The sequence below is a fragment of the Stenotrophomonas sp. S39 genome (genome assembly GCF_016624665.1).
Classification (GTDB): domain Bacteria; phylum Pseudomonadota; class Gammaproteobacteria; order Xanthomonadales; family Xanthomonadaceae; genus Stenotrophomonas.
The window spans coordinates 33791-50003 of the sequence record NZ_JACVTT010000001.1; the positions used below are offsets into that span (position 1 = coordinate 33791).

At 59.3% G+C, this 16213-nt stretch carries 17 protein-coding genes; 11 read left to right on the forward strand and 6 right to left on the reverse strand.

The annotated features are described in order from the left end of the window. The first annotated feature begins 13 nt into the window (after nt 1-13). On the forward strand, nt 14-628 hold the full coding sequence (locus tag IAE41_RS00160; RefSeq protein ID WP_200731523.1) for a hypothetical protein: 615 nt from the start codon (nt 14-16) through the stop codon (nt 626-628). 3 nt (nt 629-631) lie between these two features. On the opposite strand, the gene IAE41_RS00165 is transcribed toward IAE41_RS00160, so the two are convergent. Continuing rightward, complete coding sequence (locus IAE41_RS00165; protein ID WP_200731524.1) at nt 632-919, reverse strand: hypothetical protein; 288 nt, start codon at nt 917-919, stop codon at nt 632-634. A 175-nt stretch (nt 920-1094) separates the two neighbouring features. On the opposite strand from IAE41_RS00165, the gene IAE41_RS00170 reads away from it, so the two are divergent. After that, entirely contained in the window at nt 1095-1406 is a 312-nt protein-coding gene (locus tag IAE41_RS00170; RefSeq protein ID WP_200731525.1) for a hypothetical protein, read from the forward strand. 466 nt (nt 1407-1872) lie between these two features. Here the strand turns inward: IAE41_RS00170 and IAE41_RS00175 are convergent, their stop codons facing one another. Both IAE41_RS00175 and IAE41_RS00180 read right to left on the reverse strand, forming a co-directional pair. Further along, nucleotides 1873-3318, reverse strand: a complete 1446-nt coding sequence (locus IAE41_RS00175) for an EAL domain-containing protein (RefSeq protein WP_200731526.1) — start codon at nt 3316-3318, stop codon at nt 1873-1875. Between the two features lie 434 nt (nt 3319-3752). Further along, nucleotides 3753-4148 (reverse strand): hypothetical protein, encoded by a 396-nt coding sequence (locus IAE41_RS00180; protein WP_200731527.1) that lies wholly within the window; start codon nt 4146-4148, stop codon nt 3753-3755. Nucleotides 4149-4478: 330 nt separating this feature from the next. Here IAE41_RS00180 and IAE41_RS00185 point away from each other — a divergent pair, with 330 nt between their 5' ends. Further along, on the forward strand, nt 4479-4832 hold the full coding sequence (locus IAE41_RS00185) for a hypothetical protein (protein WP_200731528.1): 354 nt from the start codon (nt 4479-4481) through the stop codon (nt 4830-4832). A 1421-nt stretch (nt 4833-6253) separates the two neighbouring features. After that, a complete protein-coding gene (locus IAE41_RS00195) occupies nt 6254-7228 on the forward strand; it encodes a DNA-binding protein (RefSeq protein WP_200731530.1) in 975 nt (324 codons plus the stop codon). A 93-nt stretch (nt 7229-7321) separates the two neighbouring features. Here the strand turns inward: IAE41_RS00195 and IAE41_RS00200 are convergent, their stop codons facing one another. After that, nucleotides 7322-8602, reverse strand: a complete 1281-nt coding sequence (locus IAE41_RS00200; protein ID WP_200731531.1) for a hypothetical protein — start codon at nt 8600-8602, stop codon at nt 7322-7324. Nucleotides 8603-9451: 849 nt separating this feature from the next. Between IAE41_RS00200 and IAE41_RS00205 the strand changes: the two genes are divergently transcribed. Next, on the forward strand, nt 9452-9898 hold the full coding sequence (locus IAE41_RS00205; protein WP_200731532.1) for a hypothetical protein: 447 nt from the start codon (nt 9452-9454) through the stop codon (nt 9896-9898). 87 nt (nt 9899-9985) lie between these two features. Here the strand turns inward: IAE41_RS00205 and IAE41_RS00210 are convergent, their stop codons facing one another. Both IAE41_RS00210 and IAE41_RS00215 read right to left on the reverse strand, forming a co-directional pair. Continuing rightward, entirely contained in the window at nt 9986-10354 is a 369-nt protein-coding gene (locus IAE41_RS00210) for a hypothetical protein (protein WP_200731533.1), read from the reverse strand. Between the two features lie 289 nt (nt 10355-10643). Continuing rightward, complete coding sequence (locus IAE41_RS00215) at nt 10644-10889, reverse strand: helix-turn-helix transcriptional regulator (RefSeq protein ID WP_116862248.1); 246 nt, start codon at nt 10887-10889, stop codon at nt 10644-10646. Nucleotides 10890-10982: 93 nt separating this feature from the next. Here IAE41_RS00215 and IAE41_RS00220 point away from each other — a divergent pair, with 93 nt between their 5' ends. The 6 genes from IAE41_RS00220 to IAE41_RS00245 all read left to right on the forward strand — a co-directional run bounded on the left by IAE41_RS00220 (nt 10983) and on the right by IAE41_RS00245 (nt 15416). After that, a complete protein-coding gene (locus tag IAE41_RS00220; RefSeq protein WP_200731534.1) occupies nt 10983-11783 on the forward strand; it encodes a hypothetical protein in 801 nt (266 codons plus the stop codon). Between the two features lie 82 nt (nt 11784-11865). Further along, nucleotides 11866-12303, forward strand: a complete 438-nt coding sequence (locus tag IAE41_RS00225) for an NIF family HAD-type phosphatase (protein ID WP_200731535.1) — start codon at nt 11866-11868, stop codon at nt 12301-12303. 148 nt (nt 12304-12451) lie between these two features. After that, nucleotides 12452-12982 carry a hypothetical protein gene (locus IAE41_RS00230; RefSeq protein WP_234458185.1) on the forward strand — a complete coding sequence of 177 codons (531 nt, stop codon included), beginning with the start codon at nt 12452-12454 and terminating at the stop codon, nt 12980-12982. Between the two features lie 1002 nt (nt 12983-13984). Further along, on the forward strand, nt 13985-14326 hold the full coding sequence (locus IAE41_RS00235) for a metallophosphoesterase (protein ID WP_200731536.1): 342 nt from the start codon (nt 13985-13987) through the stop codon (nt 14324-14326). A 38-nt stretch (nt 14327-14364) separates the two neighbouring features. Continuing rightward, entirely contained in the window at nt 14365-14847 is a 483-nt protein-coding gene (locus tag IAE41_RS00240; protein ID WP_200731753.1) for a hypothetical protein, read from the forward strand. Nucleotides 14848-14993: 146 nt separating this feature from the next. After that, a complete protein-coding gene (locus IAE41_RS00245; RefSeq protein ID WP_200731537.1) occupies nt 14994-15416 on the forward strand; it encodes a BLUF domain-containing protein in 423 nt (140 codons plus the stop codon). The last annotated feature ends 797 nt before the right edge of the window (nt 15417-16213 follow it).

The window sequence follows — 16213 nt, forward strand, 5'->3', positions numbered from 1 at the left end:
CCAAGGACGGCAGATGAGCATTTTGAACGTGTTGCTGAGTGCCGACCACTTGGCTGTGACCGTCGATACCCTGGCGCAAGACGCGCAAACCGGGGCGCACTCGGAGGGCGCCAAGTTGCTTCTGCTGCCTCAGCACAACGCCCTCTTGGCCACGCGTGGGTCGGCCCAGTTTTTCTTAAGAATCTACGAGCTCTGTCTCCAGGCCAGTTTCCGAGCGGACTTCACGATAGAGCGGCTGTCCGGCGAGCTCGGCGGCGTGATTGATCGCCTCTGGCCCAACTACGTGAGCGCGGCTGCAGCCGCTGGCATACCCATCAGCGCTATGCACACCGAGTTGGTTTTGGGCGGCTGGTCGGCGCACGCCCAGCGCATGGTCGCCACCGCTTATGCCAAGTCCGAAGATGGTCGTCCCGCCGTGGTCCAAGCGCTGGTGGGAGGCTTGGCGTCGCCAGGCGAGCCCTTGCGGAATCAGCCGGCGGGCATGGGACGGGCAGAGTTGATGGCAGCAGGACGCTTGCAAGCCGCTTACCTCAACGGCGACCGCGAGCAGCCATTGGCGGGCGGTCACCTGCTGGCGGCAATTCTCTCAAAGGGCCAAGCAACCGTTCTGGACCTGGGAAGTCTCTAGGGGTCAGGGCAAAGCGTCGATTTGCTCGGCCACGAACCTCAGTCCATGACGCAAACCAAGCAGAAAGTCTGCATTGGAACCTGGCTGCGGAGGCACATGGTTGTCGACGATCATGGGCATTAGGTGGGCCCATGCCAAGCGCACCGCGGTGGGATTGGCAGAACTGGCCACCAACGCCCTTACCGCGTACTCCAAGGCGTTGGTTTTGCCCTCAGCGTTGGACAGGCGCCTCTCGCACTCGCTCAGGCGGAGCTCCAACTTGACCAACGCATCCGTCTCAGCCTCGTGCATCCCCCTCCTCCGTTGGCTGGCCACCGAAGCGCGGCCTGGCAGCAGTGTGGCCCCAAGCTCGAGCGTAGGAACCGGTGAGCGTTCAGCTGGGCTGCACAGTCAATCGTTCCCTCAGGCGAGCACACAGCGGTCCACTCTTCAATCAAGGCTCGCCCTGAACGGGTGGCGAGGTTGGGTGGCAGAGCTCTTCCAGCCTCGCACGTGCCACCGCCTGGCGGTTGTCACAGAGCGGGCAAGTGAGCACGGCGGCACCGTCCAAGTCCAGAAGGCCGTGCCCTGGCACCAACCGCAGTTGTCGGCCGCACTCCAGGCAAGCGCAGCTGACCCGCGTGACCTGCAAGAGCAAGCCGTCTGCCCGCAATACTCCTTCAACCTGATCGATGAAAAAACGTCCAATGTTGGGCATGAAAATGAACAAAAAGCTGAACCGAGCGGAATGCCCATGATGCACCGCGCCATCCCCAATGGAATCAAAGAGGACGTTTGAATTCTGAAGAATTCAGCTAAGGCCTCGACGGCGTTGGCCGCTCGCTCGATACACGAGCGCAGTCGGATCCCATTATCGCCGGAGCAGAATTATCACCATAAGGCGTGCAGTGCGCTGGTAGCCCGGGCATAGGGCCTCACGGCACTCTCGAAACGCGCTGAGCCAGTACGTTCACCAGCAAAAAGCCAGACCAGCGGCTAGTCGGTTGCGACCACTACTGAGCGTGTGTGTCGCTCGTTGGCCTAACGAGGCCAGTTGCTAGGGGTGCCGATCACGACGATGCCCTGAACTGCCGGGGCGTCACCTAGGGCGAGGGGGAGTCACCCCGTTGGTTCGGCGGCGCCAACTGGGGTCAGCGCCATGGCGGAGAGTTTCACGATTGTCGCGTCCATCGGACGCATGGACATCTTGCTAGGGCGAAGGTCAAGCGCCAGTGAACGCGCTTGGGTCGAACCGCGCGAGAGGGCTAGCCAACCTGGATGGCGGCCAGAGCGTCTTTGGTTGAGAGAGGGCGGCCGTAATGCCATCCCTGGCCGATGGCCTCTGGCGCGATTCGGTAGAGCAGCAGGTCTTGCTCTTCTGTTTCGACGCCTTCTGCGATGACATCCAGCCCAAGCTCACGCGCGATGCGATACATCCCTGGCAACACGGGCCGCAGGGGGGAGTCCTCGTTGACAGCGGCCACGAACATGCGATCGATCTTGATTCCTCGAAACGGCGATTGGGCGAGGTGAGAGAAATTCGCGCTGCCCGTCCCGAAGTCGTCGATCAAGAACCGGTATCCCAGAACAGAGAGGGCCTGCATGTTGCTCTTGGCGGCGGCAGACACGAGTTCTTCCCGCTCGGTGATCTCGATGCGAATTTGTTCGGGCAGCACGCCAAAATCGTTGGCAACGCTGCTGATGTAGCGAACGATGCACTCTTGGGCCATGTCCACGGGCTCGGCATTGATGCTCACGTAGAGGTTCCTGTGCTCCCGCAGAGCGGGCGCGAGGTCATTCATGGCGCGGGCCAAGACGTATCGAAAAAGATCAGGACTCAGGCCGAGACGGTGGGCGATGGGCACGAAGATGGCCGGCGGGATTTCATCGTCTCCCGGCGGGCGCCAGCGGCTGAGCGCTTCAAATCCCACGAGCTCCCGCGTGCCAATTCGACGCAGAGGCTGGTAGGCCAGTTCAATCTCGCTCCTCTTAAGCGCAAGCACCAGCCGTTGCTGGATGGTTTGCCGAGCCGTGATTTGGTGTTTGATCAGCAGGAACGCGAGCAACAACCCGACCGAGGCACCCACTGCCAGGATGGTGGTGAGCAACGCCGAGGGCAGTTCGGACACCACGTGCCTAGGGCTGGTGACGAACGCGCAGACGTCAGCCACCCGGCTGCAATGCTGAGCCTGGACGAGAGAGGGGGTGCCCACGCGGCTGGTCGGAGACAAGGTGCGGAACGTAAACGATCGGTCCTTCGTTTCGATGCTGATGGAGTTGCTGCGCGCAGGGTCCAAGCTCTCGAAGGCAGACGGAGAGGACACGGTGAACGTGTCGCCTTGGGCGATCAGATTGGACCCGGTGTAGGGGGAGCCAACGAGATCCGATGCGTGCCAAAGCCGGACAGCGCCGCTGGAGAAGCGTGGGGCGGGGAGGGTGTAGGGCCGCGAGCGCCCCCAAAGGGCGCTGCAGACAAGGCGTCCGTCTTGGATGCGACCGATGTCGCTCATGTAGCTGGAGCGAAACGCAATCTCTTTCAGCGAGTCAATGTCGGTGGCCGAGCAAGGCGGCTGTCCAATGCGAGAGGCTTGTTCGGCCGCGACGCGCCTTGCAAGGGATATGGACTCCGAGCGCGCCACCGCGGCTTCCGCCACTGCCTCCGCCCCTTCCTTGTCACGCACGTAGAGGATGGCTTGGGCGACGGCGAGCATCGCCAGAAGGCACACCGCCGTGGCTCCTACGACGGTCAGGACGTAGCGAAGCCGATCTTTTCGAACGCTCAAAGCAACCCCCGATCTGAAACGCGCCATCGCTTCGCTGGGCTTTTCGCCTCATTCACCTAGTAAGAGGCATATCGGCAAGCCGCCCATGAACTTCAGTCCTAACCCCACCGGCATGCAAGCCCTGATCGAACAACCATACACCTGCGCCTGAACTGTACAGCTGACGGACGCGAGCCAAGGGTCCGTCAGCGGTGACATCTGCGCCGCTTTTGATCACAGATGATCACTGTTACATGCCCACCTGGTGCGGACGCTTGGTGTTGGCCAAGCATGCGAAGCAGGGCGTGCTCTCCCCGCCGGGCCACGCCATACCCCGCTGCTGTGGCGCAAGAGGCAGGCGGACGCGAAGTGGTCAGCGGAGCCTACTTTGCTGCAGCGGGAGCGCTGGGCTGTTCTTTGATCAGCCAAGCGAGAAAAGCCAACCGGTTCGGCAGAATTTCAGGTCGAACTCCCAAGCGCAAATTGCATTCGAATTCGTCGAAGTAAGCCATTCCAGCGGAGAACTCCGCATTGTTCGGTCGCATCGATTTAGCCCTGGCAAGCGGCTCATCGACAGCCCCGCTGCAACATGCCTCCAACATCTCCATCAGCTGCGACTTACCAAGCTTGGTGAGTCCAAACTGGGCGGGCTTGCCTGGCTGGAACCAAACCAGGTCTTGGTCGCTCAAAGCGGCCAGCCGCGTCTGCGAGGGACGGAAACCTTGGGCTGCCATGCACAGGTCGGCGAAGTGTTCCAGATGAGCGGTCATAGCAGTCATTGTCTTCGCTCATACGAGGCCATGCGCCACTGTGATGCCCTCGGACCGAGGGCGCAAGCCTCGCCACGTTCAGCGTTGGCTGAGGCCTGAAAGCCAGTAAAGGCGATAGCGGCTTCCCGACAGCTCGAGCACTCCCTAGCTAGCGCGCCGGCCAGCGAGCACCGGGCGGGGTGGGGATGCCCATGGATCGATGACCACCATACTCAGACCGGCAGGTCGCCCAGGGTTCATGAGGGGGCTGCTACGGTTCGCCACCTTCGTATGCGTCCCAGCTGATCGAACCTATGGCCTCGCCTGAAGAACTGCGGCCTCCCTTCTCCATGAATTCCAATGATCAGCAGCGTTGTTCTTAAGAAGTACCCCTTGAGCGATGGTGCGAGCGTTTGTGTCTGGCGTACCACGTTCAAGGGCAAGGTCTTCTACACCGCGTGGGGGGTAGGAACCCCTGCAATGGAGCATGTCTCTGAGCGGACGGCGGTGGCTAAGCGTGCGCTTCAGGATCAGGCTGGCCAAGCGGGCATGCAGCACCAGCACGACGTGTTTGTGAGAACCCCCTACGCCGCAGGAATCAGCATCCACTCCACGCTCACGGAGGCCTACCACCACGAGGCCGTGTTTTTCCTCTGCGCTGATCCAGCGGTTGAGCAAGAGCTCATTGCATTTTTGAACGTTGTGGCGTCGTAACGCATCGCGTTGGACCCCACTGGCTTGCAGATCGCTAGGGACGTCTTGGTTTAGGGATCACATCGTGCCCACCGGGCGCGGATCTAGCGGCGGACCCAACGCAGGCACCGGGCGGTCGCGGCTCAGTCTGTCCACCGGGAGCAGTCTGTAAGGTCACGCCCGGCCCTATATGCAGACTTGACAGCGCTACCAGGCGCTTTCGTATGATCGCCAAAGTCATTTTCCTTGGGGGGACGAATGTACTTTGAGGTCTACCGCACAAGCGGGTGGATGGGCTGGGTGCCGTTGGGGAAAAAGTGGCGTTGGCGCCTGAAGTCGATCGATGGCACGACCCTGATGCAATCCCGTGAAACGTTCGACGACCGATCGGGATGCTTGGGCATGATCACCTTGCTTCAGTCGAACAGGTGTCATGTCACAGAGGCTGAAGCGGGGCGCGTGCTGCGCCGCGAGGGGGCAGAATGGTTCGACGATGGGGACGTCGGGCGCTTGATTCCCAATAGCCGCTAGCTTTGCATATCTCTTCTGCTTAGCCCGATGGTCAGTAACACGATCGGTGGCCTCACCGTCCCTCAGGCCGAACGACCTACGTTCACCCGGGCCAAGAGAAGTACCGGATTGAGGTAGAGTTATTTGGAGCCCCGAACGAGCAAAGCGCCCCCGGGCTAAACAGGGCTTTTGAACGAATCACATAACGCTTGAGAGCGCTCGCCTAGCGAAGAATGCTGTTCGACCGGCCGCAGGGATAGCGAACAACAAAGTTCCAGGCCTTTGGGATGATTCACCAATTCATGGCCTTGAGTACTTCTGCGTATTTCCGACTACGCAATCAGGATCCCGATCCCGTGCAAGGTGATGACCGCACTCCTCGAGCAAGACAGCGAAAGCCCAGGCTGCTAGTGATGACCTTTCAGCCGTCAGTTTTAACCTGACCTCTTCCCAGCACATCTTGAACGACGCTGCGGCCAGGCGCCAGATCATGGCGGGAGAGTGGCTCAGCGCCGCTGGAGCCACGGCCAGGATCAACAGCTACCTTTCATTCAAGGGCCGCAGCGCCAGTCAACTGGAACGAACCGGACAACTATTGGGCGTGTACGTGTCCCAGCCTACGTCCTGTTACCGCTATCCGACGTGGCAGTTCCGCCCAGACGGCCAGCTTGTCGATCGTTTGGCTGCGATAATGAGTGTGCTGCATGATTTCTGTCCTTTCCGCGCGCGCCGAGGCGGTGGTGTAGCCCCAGCGGCGCCCCTGGAGTCGTTTGATCAGGAGTGCTCATGTCGTCAAAGGCAGCTGTCGCTGGTCTGATGATTTAGTTATGTACTATGTATCACACACTACAGATAACAGTTTCCGATTCCGATAACTTTCCCTTATCAGGCGACGTGTGCAAATAGCGGCATTTTCGAACGTGGAGAGAGCTATGGCGAAGGGCATTAGCGAGCAGGACGTCCACAATGCGGCGGACGACATCGTCGGCTTGGGCGAGCGCCCGACGGTTGAGCGGATCAGAGCACACTTGGGAACCGGATCGCCGAATACCGTCACCCGCTGGCTTGAGACGTGGTGGCAGACAATTGGTTTGCGCCTGCGTCAACGCGCCATCGAAGCGACTGTGCCTGGGGTGCCCGAGCGAGTGGCCAATCTGAGTCAGCGCCTTTGGCAGGCAGCAATGCAGGACGCAGGGGAGCTGGCCCGGGGCCAGCTGGACGCGGCCCAACGCGGCTTGGAGGATCGCGAGCGACTGCTCAAGGACGATCGAGCGACCATGGCGCGGGAGATTGAGTCGAGCCAGAAACGCGAGCATGAGGCTCAGTCCGCAGCCGCGGCAGCCGTCGCGGCCGGCGAGCTACTATCCGCACAGGTCGCTCAACTCAGTACTCAGATACAGGACCTACTGCGTCAGCGCGATGGCGCGTACGCACGCGCTGAGCGCCTGGAGCAAGAGCTGCAGTCCACGCGCCGGAGCTTGGTCGAGGTCAATGCAGCTCATGAAGAGGAGAGGAGGGCGCTGCAAACGCACGTGAGAGCAGTGGAAGACCGCGCGCATGCTGAAGTTGACCTACAGCGCCAGACGGTACGCACCGCTGAGCAAGAGTGGGGTCGGGAGCGCGCAGGCCTCGCCAGCGCACTACGCCAAAGCGAACAGCAGACGAACGCGGCGGCCGACCGAGAGCAACAGGCCCTGCGACGCCTGGAAGGCGCGGTCACACGAGCCAATGGGCTGGAGGCCCAGCTAACCTCACTAAAGGAAACTACCAGCAGCTTTGCTGAGGCGCTCCGACAAGGCCAGTCCTCACCCCCTGGCCTTACAGATGCGGGCAAGCCGCGGCGAGCAGTGAAAAAGACGCGCAGGAGCACGCCCCGAACACCCGGCGTCGGCAGCGGGGAGGCCTGATCCCGGTAGCAGCGCGGCAGCGCCCGGCGGGGCAAACCTCGACCATGCAGTGCTGCCAAGCTCCAGCGAGTCAAGCCCGGCTTGACTCAGAGGTTACTTCGCCTCCGCTCGCTCGAGCTGCCGAAGGCCTTTTCGGTCGAAGGAAAGCTCCTGCTCTCCAAGCCGAAGCTTCGCCGATGCGGCCGACCCCAGCAGCGCCTCCGCAAGTTGCGTAGCAGGTGTATGGGGGTCGTCGATTTCGTCCCAGGACGACTGGAATAGACCAGCCGACAATCGCCCCGCAAGGAGTTCGGGGAACGGCTCGGATGAGCTCTGCTTCCATTCCAGAACCGTCTCAGCCAACCAGGAGGCCCTCTCGATATCCAGACGAAATTGCTGAAGCTTGAACTCAGCGTCGGCAATTCTTTGCAGCCAACGATTGAGCCACTTGAGGTACCACACCCCCAACGCGACCGCGGCGGCGCCCGCTAGAACCGAGCGAGCGGCGGAGATGATTAGGGAGGCCTGAGGAAGGCCTGCGTCAAACCTGACGGCAGTAAGAACTGTAATCGACATGAGCGCTGCTATGCCGAGCAAGCAGAGGATGTGAACGAGGATGTATTGCTTTCGAGTCTCGGGGGAGACGCGGAAGTTCAGCAGGCGCTCCTTTGTAAGCTCAAGCAAGCTAGATCGAATTTCGCGCCTAACGTGCGTATTGTTTCGGTCATCAAGCGTTTTCTGGAGCGTATCCAGGTCGCTTTGGCGGGCATCCAGCGCAGCTACTCTCTCGACGTGTGCTGCCTGAGCGGCTTCACGCTCTTGATTGAGGCGCTCTTGATCAAGCTGACGCATCTCATCGAACCGGCTCTCACGCACCGCCTCTCTGGCTGCAAACTCAACTTCAAGCTTGGATCTATGTTCCGCAGTCTCAGTCAGTAGGCGCTGACTCGTAGTCTGTAGAGCAAGCAAAACCTCACGGCCCGTTGCCAAGTTCAAGGGCGAGTCGTCATCCACCACGGTAAGTGGGCGGGAGAGCGCGAGCTTCAGTGCATTGTCCACGCGAGGAGCCAGAGGTGCCTGCTCCACAGTAGCTCCACGCATCTGATGCCTGAAGTAAGCAACTCTGTCGTACTCAGCAGACTGTGGGTAGGTAGTAGCTGTTGCCGGCCCGAGGCGATACCAGGTCCAGTTGTGTGGTCCCATCGACAAGCTGGCGCTTACCAGCGCTAAGCCGGCCATATCTATAAATTCGCCAATGGCCTCTGGGCTCACAACCCCAAACTGGCTGGTGAACTGTATTGTCAGCTCATCCGGAAATGCTGCATGGACGCTCTCAAATGCCTCAATCAGCGCACGATCATTGAGCTTGGCTACAAAAATTGAAACTTCTGACATGCATTGCCTCTATCAGACCCCTGAAGATGACAGGACTTTAGCGCTTGTCCGAATCAAAGGCTAACCTTAACGCGGCTAAGGATCGCCAAGCAGGAAGAGAATGGCGCAGCTCTCCTGCAACCGGTCATGATTGGGGGTGGGCATAAAAGACCTGAAGGCCCAGATGATCGAACACAAGGAACGGGGCTGACTGATTAGCCTAGGCACACCAGCCTCTCTTGTGGCCAGCCCCAGAGATGGAATTCGGCCAACATCGAGGGGCCCGGCAGGGCTGAAGGAGCGAGGCACTGGCCGCAGCTATGACTTTTATCGTAAGCAAATTGGCGGGCTGGCCACTCAACGGTCAGTACAGGCCACAGTCCAGCGCTGCTGTAACGGTCTGTCGGGCCGCCTGAGCTCAGGCGGCCGGCAGCATAAAAATCAACATTGCCGTATGGCCCCTCCCTCTGTGGCATGGCAGAGTCAGGCGGCGAGAGGTCTCGCAGCCCCTTATTGAGTTGATTTGATACGCGCGTGGAGAGGCAATATGAAGGTGTGCGGATTGTGCGGAGTTCAGGTGCCACGACTGGCTAACAGCCACATCTATCCAGCATCCATGTCAAAGGAGCAGGCTGCCGGCGGCGAACTCGTGTCCGCTCGCCCGGACCGAGGATTTGTGTCCCTTGTAACCGCCGGATTGCGTGATCGGATCGTATGTGGAAAGTGCGAAGCTCTTCTCCATCCCTTCGATGAGGAAGCAATCAACTTCCGCAGACACGCCCTAAGACTAGATGGACTGATCGGCTATAGGCACAACTCCATCCAACTACCCACCTTGAGGGGTGACGCGGGAAGCTCCACACCTTCGCGATGCAGACCCTGCTGCGATCAGCCCTCTCCGGCTTCACCCCGGAGATTGACCAAAGCCCATTGACTGACTGGATCAGCAAAAGGCTCATCAATCGGCAGTCTACGATCGAAGACGGTCCCGAGGTCTTCATTCGGGTAGTCCTTGGAGACCTCGGAAAAGTGTCCATGAATCCTATTCGTCACGATGTCGACGGACTATCGGTGTACAAGCTTTACATGCCCAATTTCACGATCAACATTGCGGCGTCTGAGGACGGAAAGCTTGGCCTACCGGCGAAGGGCTTGGCCCTGTCAGCAGGAATGGAAGTTCCAGTCTGGAGGAGCAAGATCAGAGATCATGAGTATCGATTTATGGCAGAAGGCCTGTCGCCGCTTGCAAGCAAGGTTGAAGACGTCTTCCTGAAGCTTGGGCGTTCACATCGAGGCAAGAAGCGGGCTAGCCTTTGATGCAGTGAACCTCGCGCCCCTGGGCTGAATGGAAGTATCCGCTTACCGTGGCGTAGCAAGCTACTGACGCACTGAATCGGCATCTGGTCAGTCAAGCAATGCAAGAACGCGGCCATGCACACGGCGTACCCCTGGCACGCCCTCACCCAGCATGTGCGCCAATGCCGAAGTGCCCTTGAATAGCCCCGCCACTTGCACTCGACCAACCCAAGCATTGGCTTGGCTTCGGTCACTAAAGACGGTATGCAACCCACGGTAGATGCCCAACAGAAGTGAAATACGCATCAGGACCTCAGCGCTAACCAGATCAAAATCACCGCGTCGCCAAAGTGCAAGTGCATCAGCGTCTGGCTCGCCAAGGAGAATGGACTGCTCGCGCTCAGAAAGAGACCATTCCTGGGCCAGGCGAAAGAATGTCCGCAGCGCTGGGCCCGCCAGCTCCTCGTAGTCTGTCATACCCATCTCGGCTCTAGTAAGAACGGGCCATCAGCTACGACGCAAATACGATGTGGTCGCACTCATCTGCCGGCCGCGCAAGCATATGTCCGCCCGTTGCAGCGATCCAAGCGCAATGCAACGACACCCCTGGTGCGCGCTGACGCCCGCATAAATTCTGAACAGGGTACTGCTTGTCTAGGGCAATGAATAGCCGATGCCATGGCGTCAACAGGAAAGGCAGTCTCGCCACACTTGGGGTGTGAGCCTACTGGTACGGCGCAGACGTCCGGCAGGAAAGGAGCAACCGTCAGCTCTTGATGCGCCGTTCAAAGTCGGCGATGAGTTTTCCCAACGACAGACCAGTCAGTCGAGCAATGTCACGTAGCTCCACGACGTCGATCCTGCGCTTGCCCGTCTCCACGTCACTGATGAAAGACTGGCTGCGCCCTAGCTTCTGTGAAACCTGGACTTGAGTCAGTCCAGCAGCCACGCGAGCTTCCCTGACAGCCTCAATCAGGGCAGCGTACTCCTTGCGATGGATGGACTTGGCCATGGCCGCGACGTCGTTGAGCGGCCTCAGAACCTATATCCAGTTCTCAGATATCTAAAAACCCGATATTCTGACGACTTCACACAAGGGGGATCCATGAACCAACAGCAGCAACGCCGCAACGCGCTAGCCGGAGGCCGACTTGGCCTTCTTCTTGGCGTGGCGGCTCTAACGACAGCCTGCGGCGGGCCGGCAGACAAGAAGATGGTTACAAACGGAAGCCAGCAAGAGTACCGGGCTTCAATCGATGCCATTGACGCAGAACTGACTCCTCACGAGAGAGAGGCCTTCAACTGGGCGGTTGCTGGGCTGGACCTGGAGAAGCTCAATCAGAGATATCCCAATGCATCCATCAGGGAAGTTGTGCGGAGCCAAGTGAAGGCCGTGAGGGAACAGAGCCCTAAGTCCATCCAGTCCTTGCGAGATCAAGCAAAAGCTCAGGAGCCGCTTCTCCTAGAGCTAGGCAAGATCAAGACGAGTGAAGAAAAATTCGCGATCGAGAGCAGCTTCTTTGGTCCCACGCCGATCATTGAAGCGCGTATCGCCAATGCATCATCACTACCTTTGAGCAAAGCCAGCTGGCTGGCAAAGCTCTACATAGATGGCCAACCGCAGCCAGTTGCGCAATCACGGGTGCTAAGTGACTTCCGCCCTATTGATGGCCTCAAACCGGGCCACCAGGTGACTGCTCGCTTCAAAGTGGGCTTTGTAAAGGGAGATGAGACCTGGACGACGTTGGCCATCCGCCAGGCAGCTACGACGCGCGTTGAACTCAGTGTAGTTCCTGATTCGGCGCTGGACTTCAGTGATAAGCCCTATCTGAAGGTAGATCATCAGAAGGCAATCGAGCAGCTGGAGTACCAGCTGAAGCAAGCTGACGGATTCGCAGACATCTGAATCAATGGAGCCCGGTCACTGACAGCGTGCAGTGCTACCGGGCCGCCTGCTGACAATTCCCCTCACGTAGAGTCTGCTACCTATGCAACCGAGCATCCTTGCGCTGGACCTAGAAGGCACGCTGATTTCGAACGCGGTCAGCCAGATTCCCAGACCCGGACTCTATCCATTTCTTGTGGCGGTCAGGGAACGATTTGAGCGCCTGGTCATCTACACGACCGTACCAGAACCAGCCTTCCGGAAGATTGCCAGCCTACTTGTGGCAGAGGGCTCCGCCCCTGATTGGTTTGCCCATCTGCCGTACGTCGCTTGGAGTGGGGCGACAAAGGATCTAAGCAACATCTCTACTAGCCTAGGTCAAGCTCTCCTCTTGGACGATCATCAAGCGTACGTCCACCCTGGCCAGGAGGAGTACTGGATCGAAGTTGAGTTGTTCGGCGCACCATACAAGCCAAGCGACTGTGGCTTGGCTGCCGCCCTTGACCAGATCAAAAAGCGCCTGGACGCGCCAATTGGCTAGGGAACCGGAATGCCAGAAACAGGGGAGGGTAGGCACAGGAATGACACGCCGCCTTGCTATACGGGCTGGCAACGTACACCAGACCAAACTATCCGCGACGCTGAACATGCGGACAGACTCTTAACTGCGTCACGACAAGGTCGCCCCCATGAAGCCTCGCAACCGATCTTCAAAGGACTGGCCACCAAAGCCCCAGGTCGACACGGGCGCCACTCCTGCCGTCAAAGACACTTCGGAGAAAGCAGTGCACATCCTTCGCGACGCAGCCATGCAGCGCGAGGCGTTAGCAGCGCAAGGGCTCAGCGCCGCTCAAGTCAGCACAATGCTCGGCCCGCTCTCTGACACTCACCGCGGACGAGTAGGCGAGATGCGCCGCGAGGGCCGGCTACTAGGCGTGTACATCGCCCACCCGACACCGAGCTATCGCTACCCCAGCTGGCAGTTCCATCTCGATGGCCGCCCCGCAGATCACTTGGCTGAGATCCTGGGGATCCTTCGCGACTTCGGGCCGTTCCAGCGCGAATCGCATGGCCAGGGCCGCACTACCGGATGGGGGGAGCTCGAGTGGTTCCTATCCCCCCACGTTCTGCTCGCCGGTTTCCCGCCGGCCGAAGTTCTGCTCGCCGATCCACAGCGCGTATTGCTCGCTGCCCGCGTTGAGTTTGAAGCTGCTGTCTGAAGGGTAGTGCATGCATCTTGTGGTGTGGACTAAAGCGGCCAACTGTCGACAGGTTCCAGCCAGTACCGTCTACCCAATGGCAGGAATGTCTCCATCGCAACGTCCAGCATGAGCGGCTGGCGCCAGCCGTGGCCTGGCAGGAAACAGAAATCTGTGGATGCTAGCGATCCAGACTGGGCTCGACCGAGCAGCCACCAGATCGTTTTGCCGATCTCTCGATCAAGCACGCGACGAGCGGACTCTCCGTCCATGTCGGATTGCAGGAAGTCCGGCGAGGCGTTCCGCATGCTAGCCCAGAGGACGTATCGCTTTCGACCGAGGCTTAGTGCCTCCCATTCCGCCAGCTGAGTTGATCGCAAGGAGTCGCCCAAAGACGGATTCAGGCGGTGCTTTCGGAGAAGGTTGGCAAGATAGGCCCGAGCTTCGCTCCTGCTAAGGGAAACTCCCAAGCTGCGTTTTACGCCAGAGTGGCACTCTCCAGCCCATCTCTTGAGCGAACCTGTTAGCAGTGCCTCCAGGTTCGCATCTGGGCGGGACCAGGATGACTGATAGGTCCAAGCCAATGGCTCATACAGCGACCGAGCCGCAGACCTAGGATCTTCAATTGGACTACGACGCAGCACTTGGAGCGTTGCAAGCGTATCCAATGCATCAGAAGCCAAGCCTCCCGAAGCGACCGGCGAGCTTATGCTTCGTGAACGCTCCAGCGCGCACCACGCGCAGGCGAGGAATGGGCCAATAGAACGAACAAATTCGTCCAGTTCTGGCCAAGGCGTAATGAGGGTCGGTTGGTGAACGACATAGGCCACAGAGCCCTCAAATCGCGCTTCCAGTTGTCAGGATATCAATCTGCCAATAGGCTGTCTATCTAACTTTCAGATATTCAGGGCGTCAAATTGCCGGCTCCCGTACCTCCCATTTCAGCCTGATTCGTTGAATCACAGGCCTTGTGAGAGTGTTCCCAGCGAGATTGAGCCCACCCGGAGCACTCTGAGCAAGCGCATGCGTATCCTCATCCTCTTCGATCTTCACCGTGAACTTTGGGGCACGTCAGACGCGAGCAGGAGGCACTTGATGGATCGCGTGCAACCAGACTTGGCGATCTGCAAGCCAGATGCAGTAGTCCTGGCAGGCGATATCGACACCGGAGACCGTGCGGTTCAATGGGCTAGTAAGAGCTTTTCTGGGACGCCGGTGATCTATGTGGCGGGCAATCATGAGAGTTACGGGCACAGCATCGACAGGGTCGAGGAGAAAATCAGGGAAGCCTGCTCCAAAGTTTCCGGCTTTCACTTCTTGAATGCTAGCGAGGTACTCATCGACAACGTCCGCTTCCTTCAGTAGGGGCAAAGGTCCTCCTTATCCCCCAGCACAACATTGTATTGGCGACCCGCGGAAGCGCACAGTTCTTCCTGCGCATCTATCAGTTGGGGCTTCAGGCGAGCTTCCGCACTGACTTCAGCATTGAGCAGCTCGGCAGAGAGCTGGGGCTGGTGATTGACCAACTTTGGCCTGCCTACGAGAAAGCCGCCCGTGAAGCAGGGATGGATGCAGAGGCTATGGGAACCGAGCTCGTCCTGGGTGGATGGTCCCCGCAGGCGGGGCACATGGAAGCCACGGCATACGCCAAGACCGCGGGCAGGGAATTCACTTGGGTGCAGCCACTTGTAGGCGGCGTGGCTTCACCGGGAGAGCCGTTGCAAGGTAGGAGCGACAGCTTTGAACCGGGAGATATCCTGGAGGCGGGCCGCCATCAGGCACAGTGGTTGAACAAGGCGATAGGGCGGCGAGTTGCCGGAGGAAGGCTGTTGGCCGCCTCGCTTCGCAGAGGGCATGCATCCATCGAAGACCTTGGCCCCATCTGAGACGGAGGGCTGAATGCTTGCTCCACTTCGGGACCTGATACTCGACGACTGAAGGCTTTGAGTTCTGCGCATTCAGGTTGATCAGCCTCACGTACGGGCGACACGGCCCTTCGTATAGTCGAATTCTGTTCAACAAAGGCTGGTCCATGCCAATTCGTGCAGTGGCATATGTCAGTGAGGCGCTGGATCTCGATGCCCGCGAGATCGATCAGATTGTTACGAACGCAGCTGCCTTCAACCTGCAGGCCGGCGTGACGGGGGTGCTTCTGTTCGACGGTATTAGGTTCCTACAGTACATCGAAGGCCCGGAGGATGGCCTTGGTATAGCCCTGCAGCGCGTGTACGGCGCCACGTCCCACGAGAACGTTATCGAGCTCAATCGGGGGAGGGTGGGGCGTCGCCAGTTCCCATACTGGTCGATGCACTGGATCCGTGTGGACCAGATGGAATTAGGAAAGGTTGCGATCTCGGACTGGACGGGTTTCGCTCGGGCTGGCTACGACCTACACGGAAGAATCACGGCCGTGGATCAGCTATCGCTGATCGTCTCTCCCCATCTGACGACCTGACGGCGTCGCAAGCCATGCTACGCCCAGGCGTAAGCTGGGCGGCATGCTCCCGTCTATCGGCTACCAAAGCTTCCGCATTGCCCCAATTCCCTCGGGCCGGGTCCAGACGAACAACCGTTGGGGTCTTTGGTGGAGTTTTAGGAGGGGTAGCCAGGTAGCCAGGTAGCCAGAATCACGCCTGACCATGAGGGCTGCCAGCGTCTAGACCCGGCAGCGACGGCCTCATCGGTGCGCGTGATGGCTGCGATGGCCCCGCAGAGACGTCCCGTAAAGACAAATCCACCGCACACAGCCGAACCCACCGCAAAGTAGCTACCAGGGGTGGTTGGTGATCTGCAAGAACTTATAAGACTAATCAGGCGTCCGTTCTTGGCCGAAAGCGGACGTCGATTGCGAGTAGCGCATCACGTATGGGGCGATCAGCTTGATCCGGACTTACATAGATGCCTTACAGCCCCTCAATGACGATCGTTGGCTATTGCGTTAGCACCAGGCGATCCCTTAATGCGTTCGTGCGCGGGACTGTAACAGATAGATTTAACCGTAACCGGCACGTGTTACGGTTAAAAGTCGATGTTGCGGTCGCCTTTATGAACGACCTCGATGCCACTGCTCGCTACCTCAAGGAAATACTGCCCGACGTGGTCGGTGAGCTCGAACACTGGCCAGTTCCACGGCGCGCTCCCGGCCCCGATTCATAGCCAGCCTGTCCGACCTAGCCGAGATTGATCTGCTGGGCCACCGAGTGCTGCTAGCCAACGTCCCAACGCAGGTGGAGCCGATGCCACCTTCTCAGC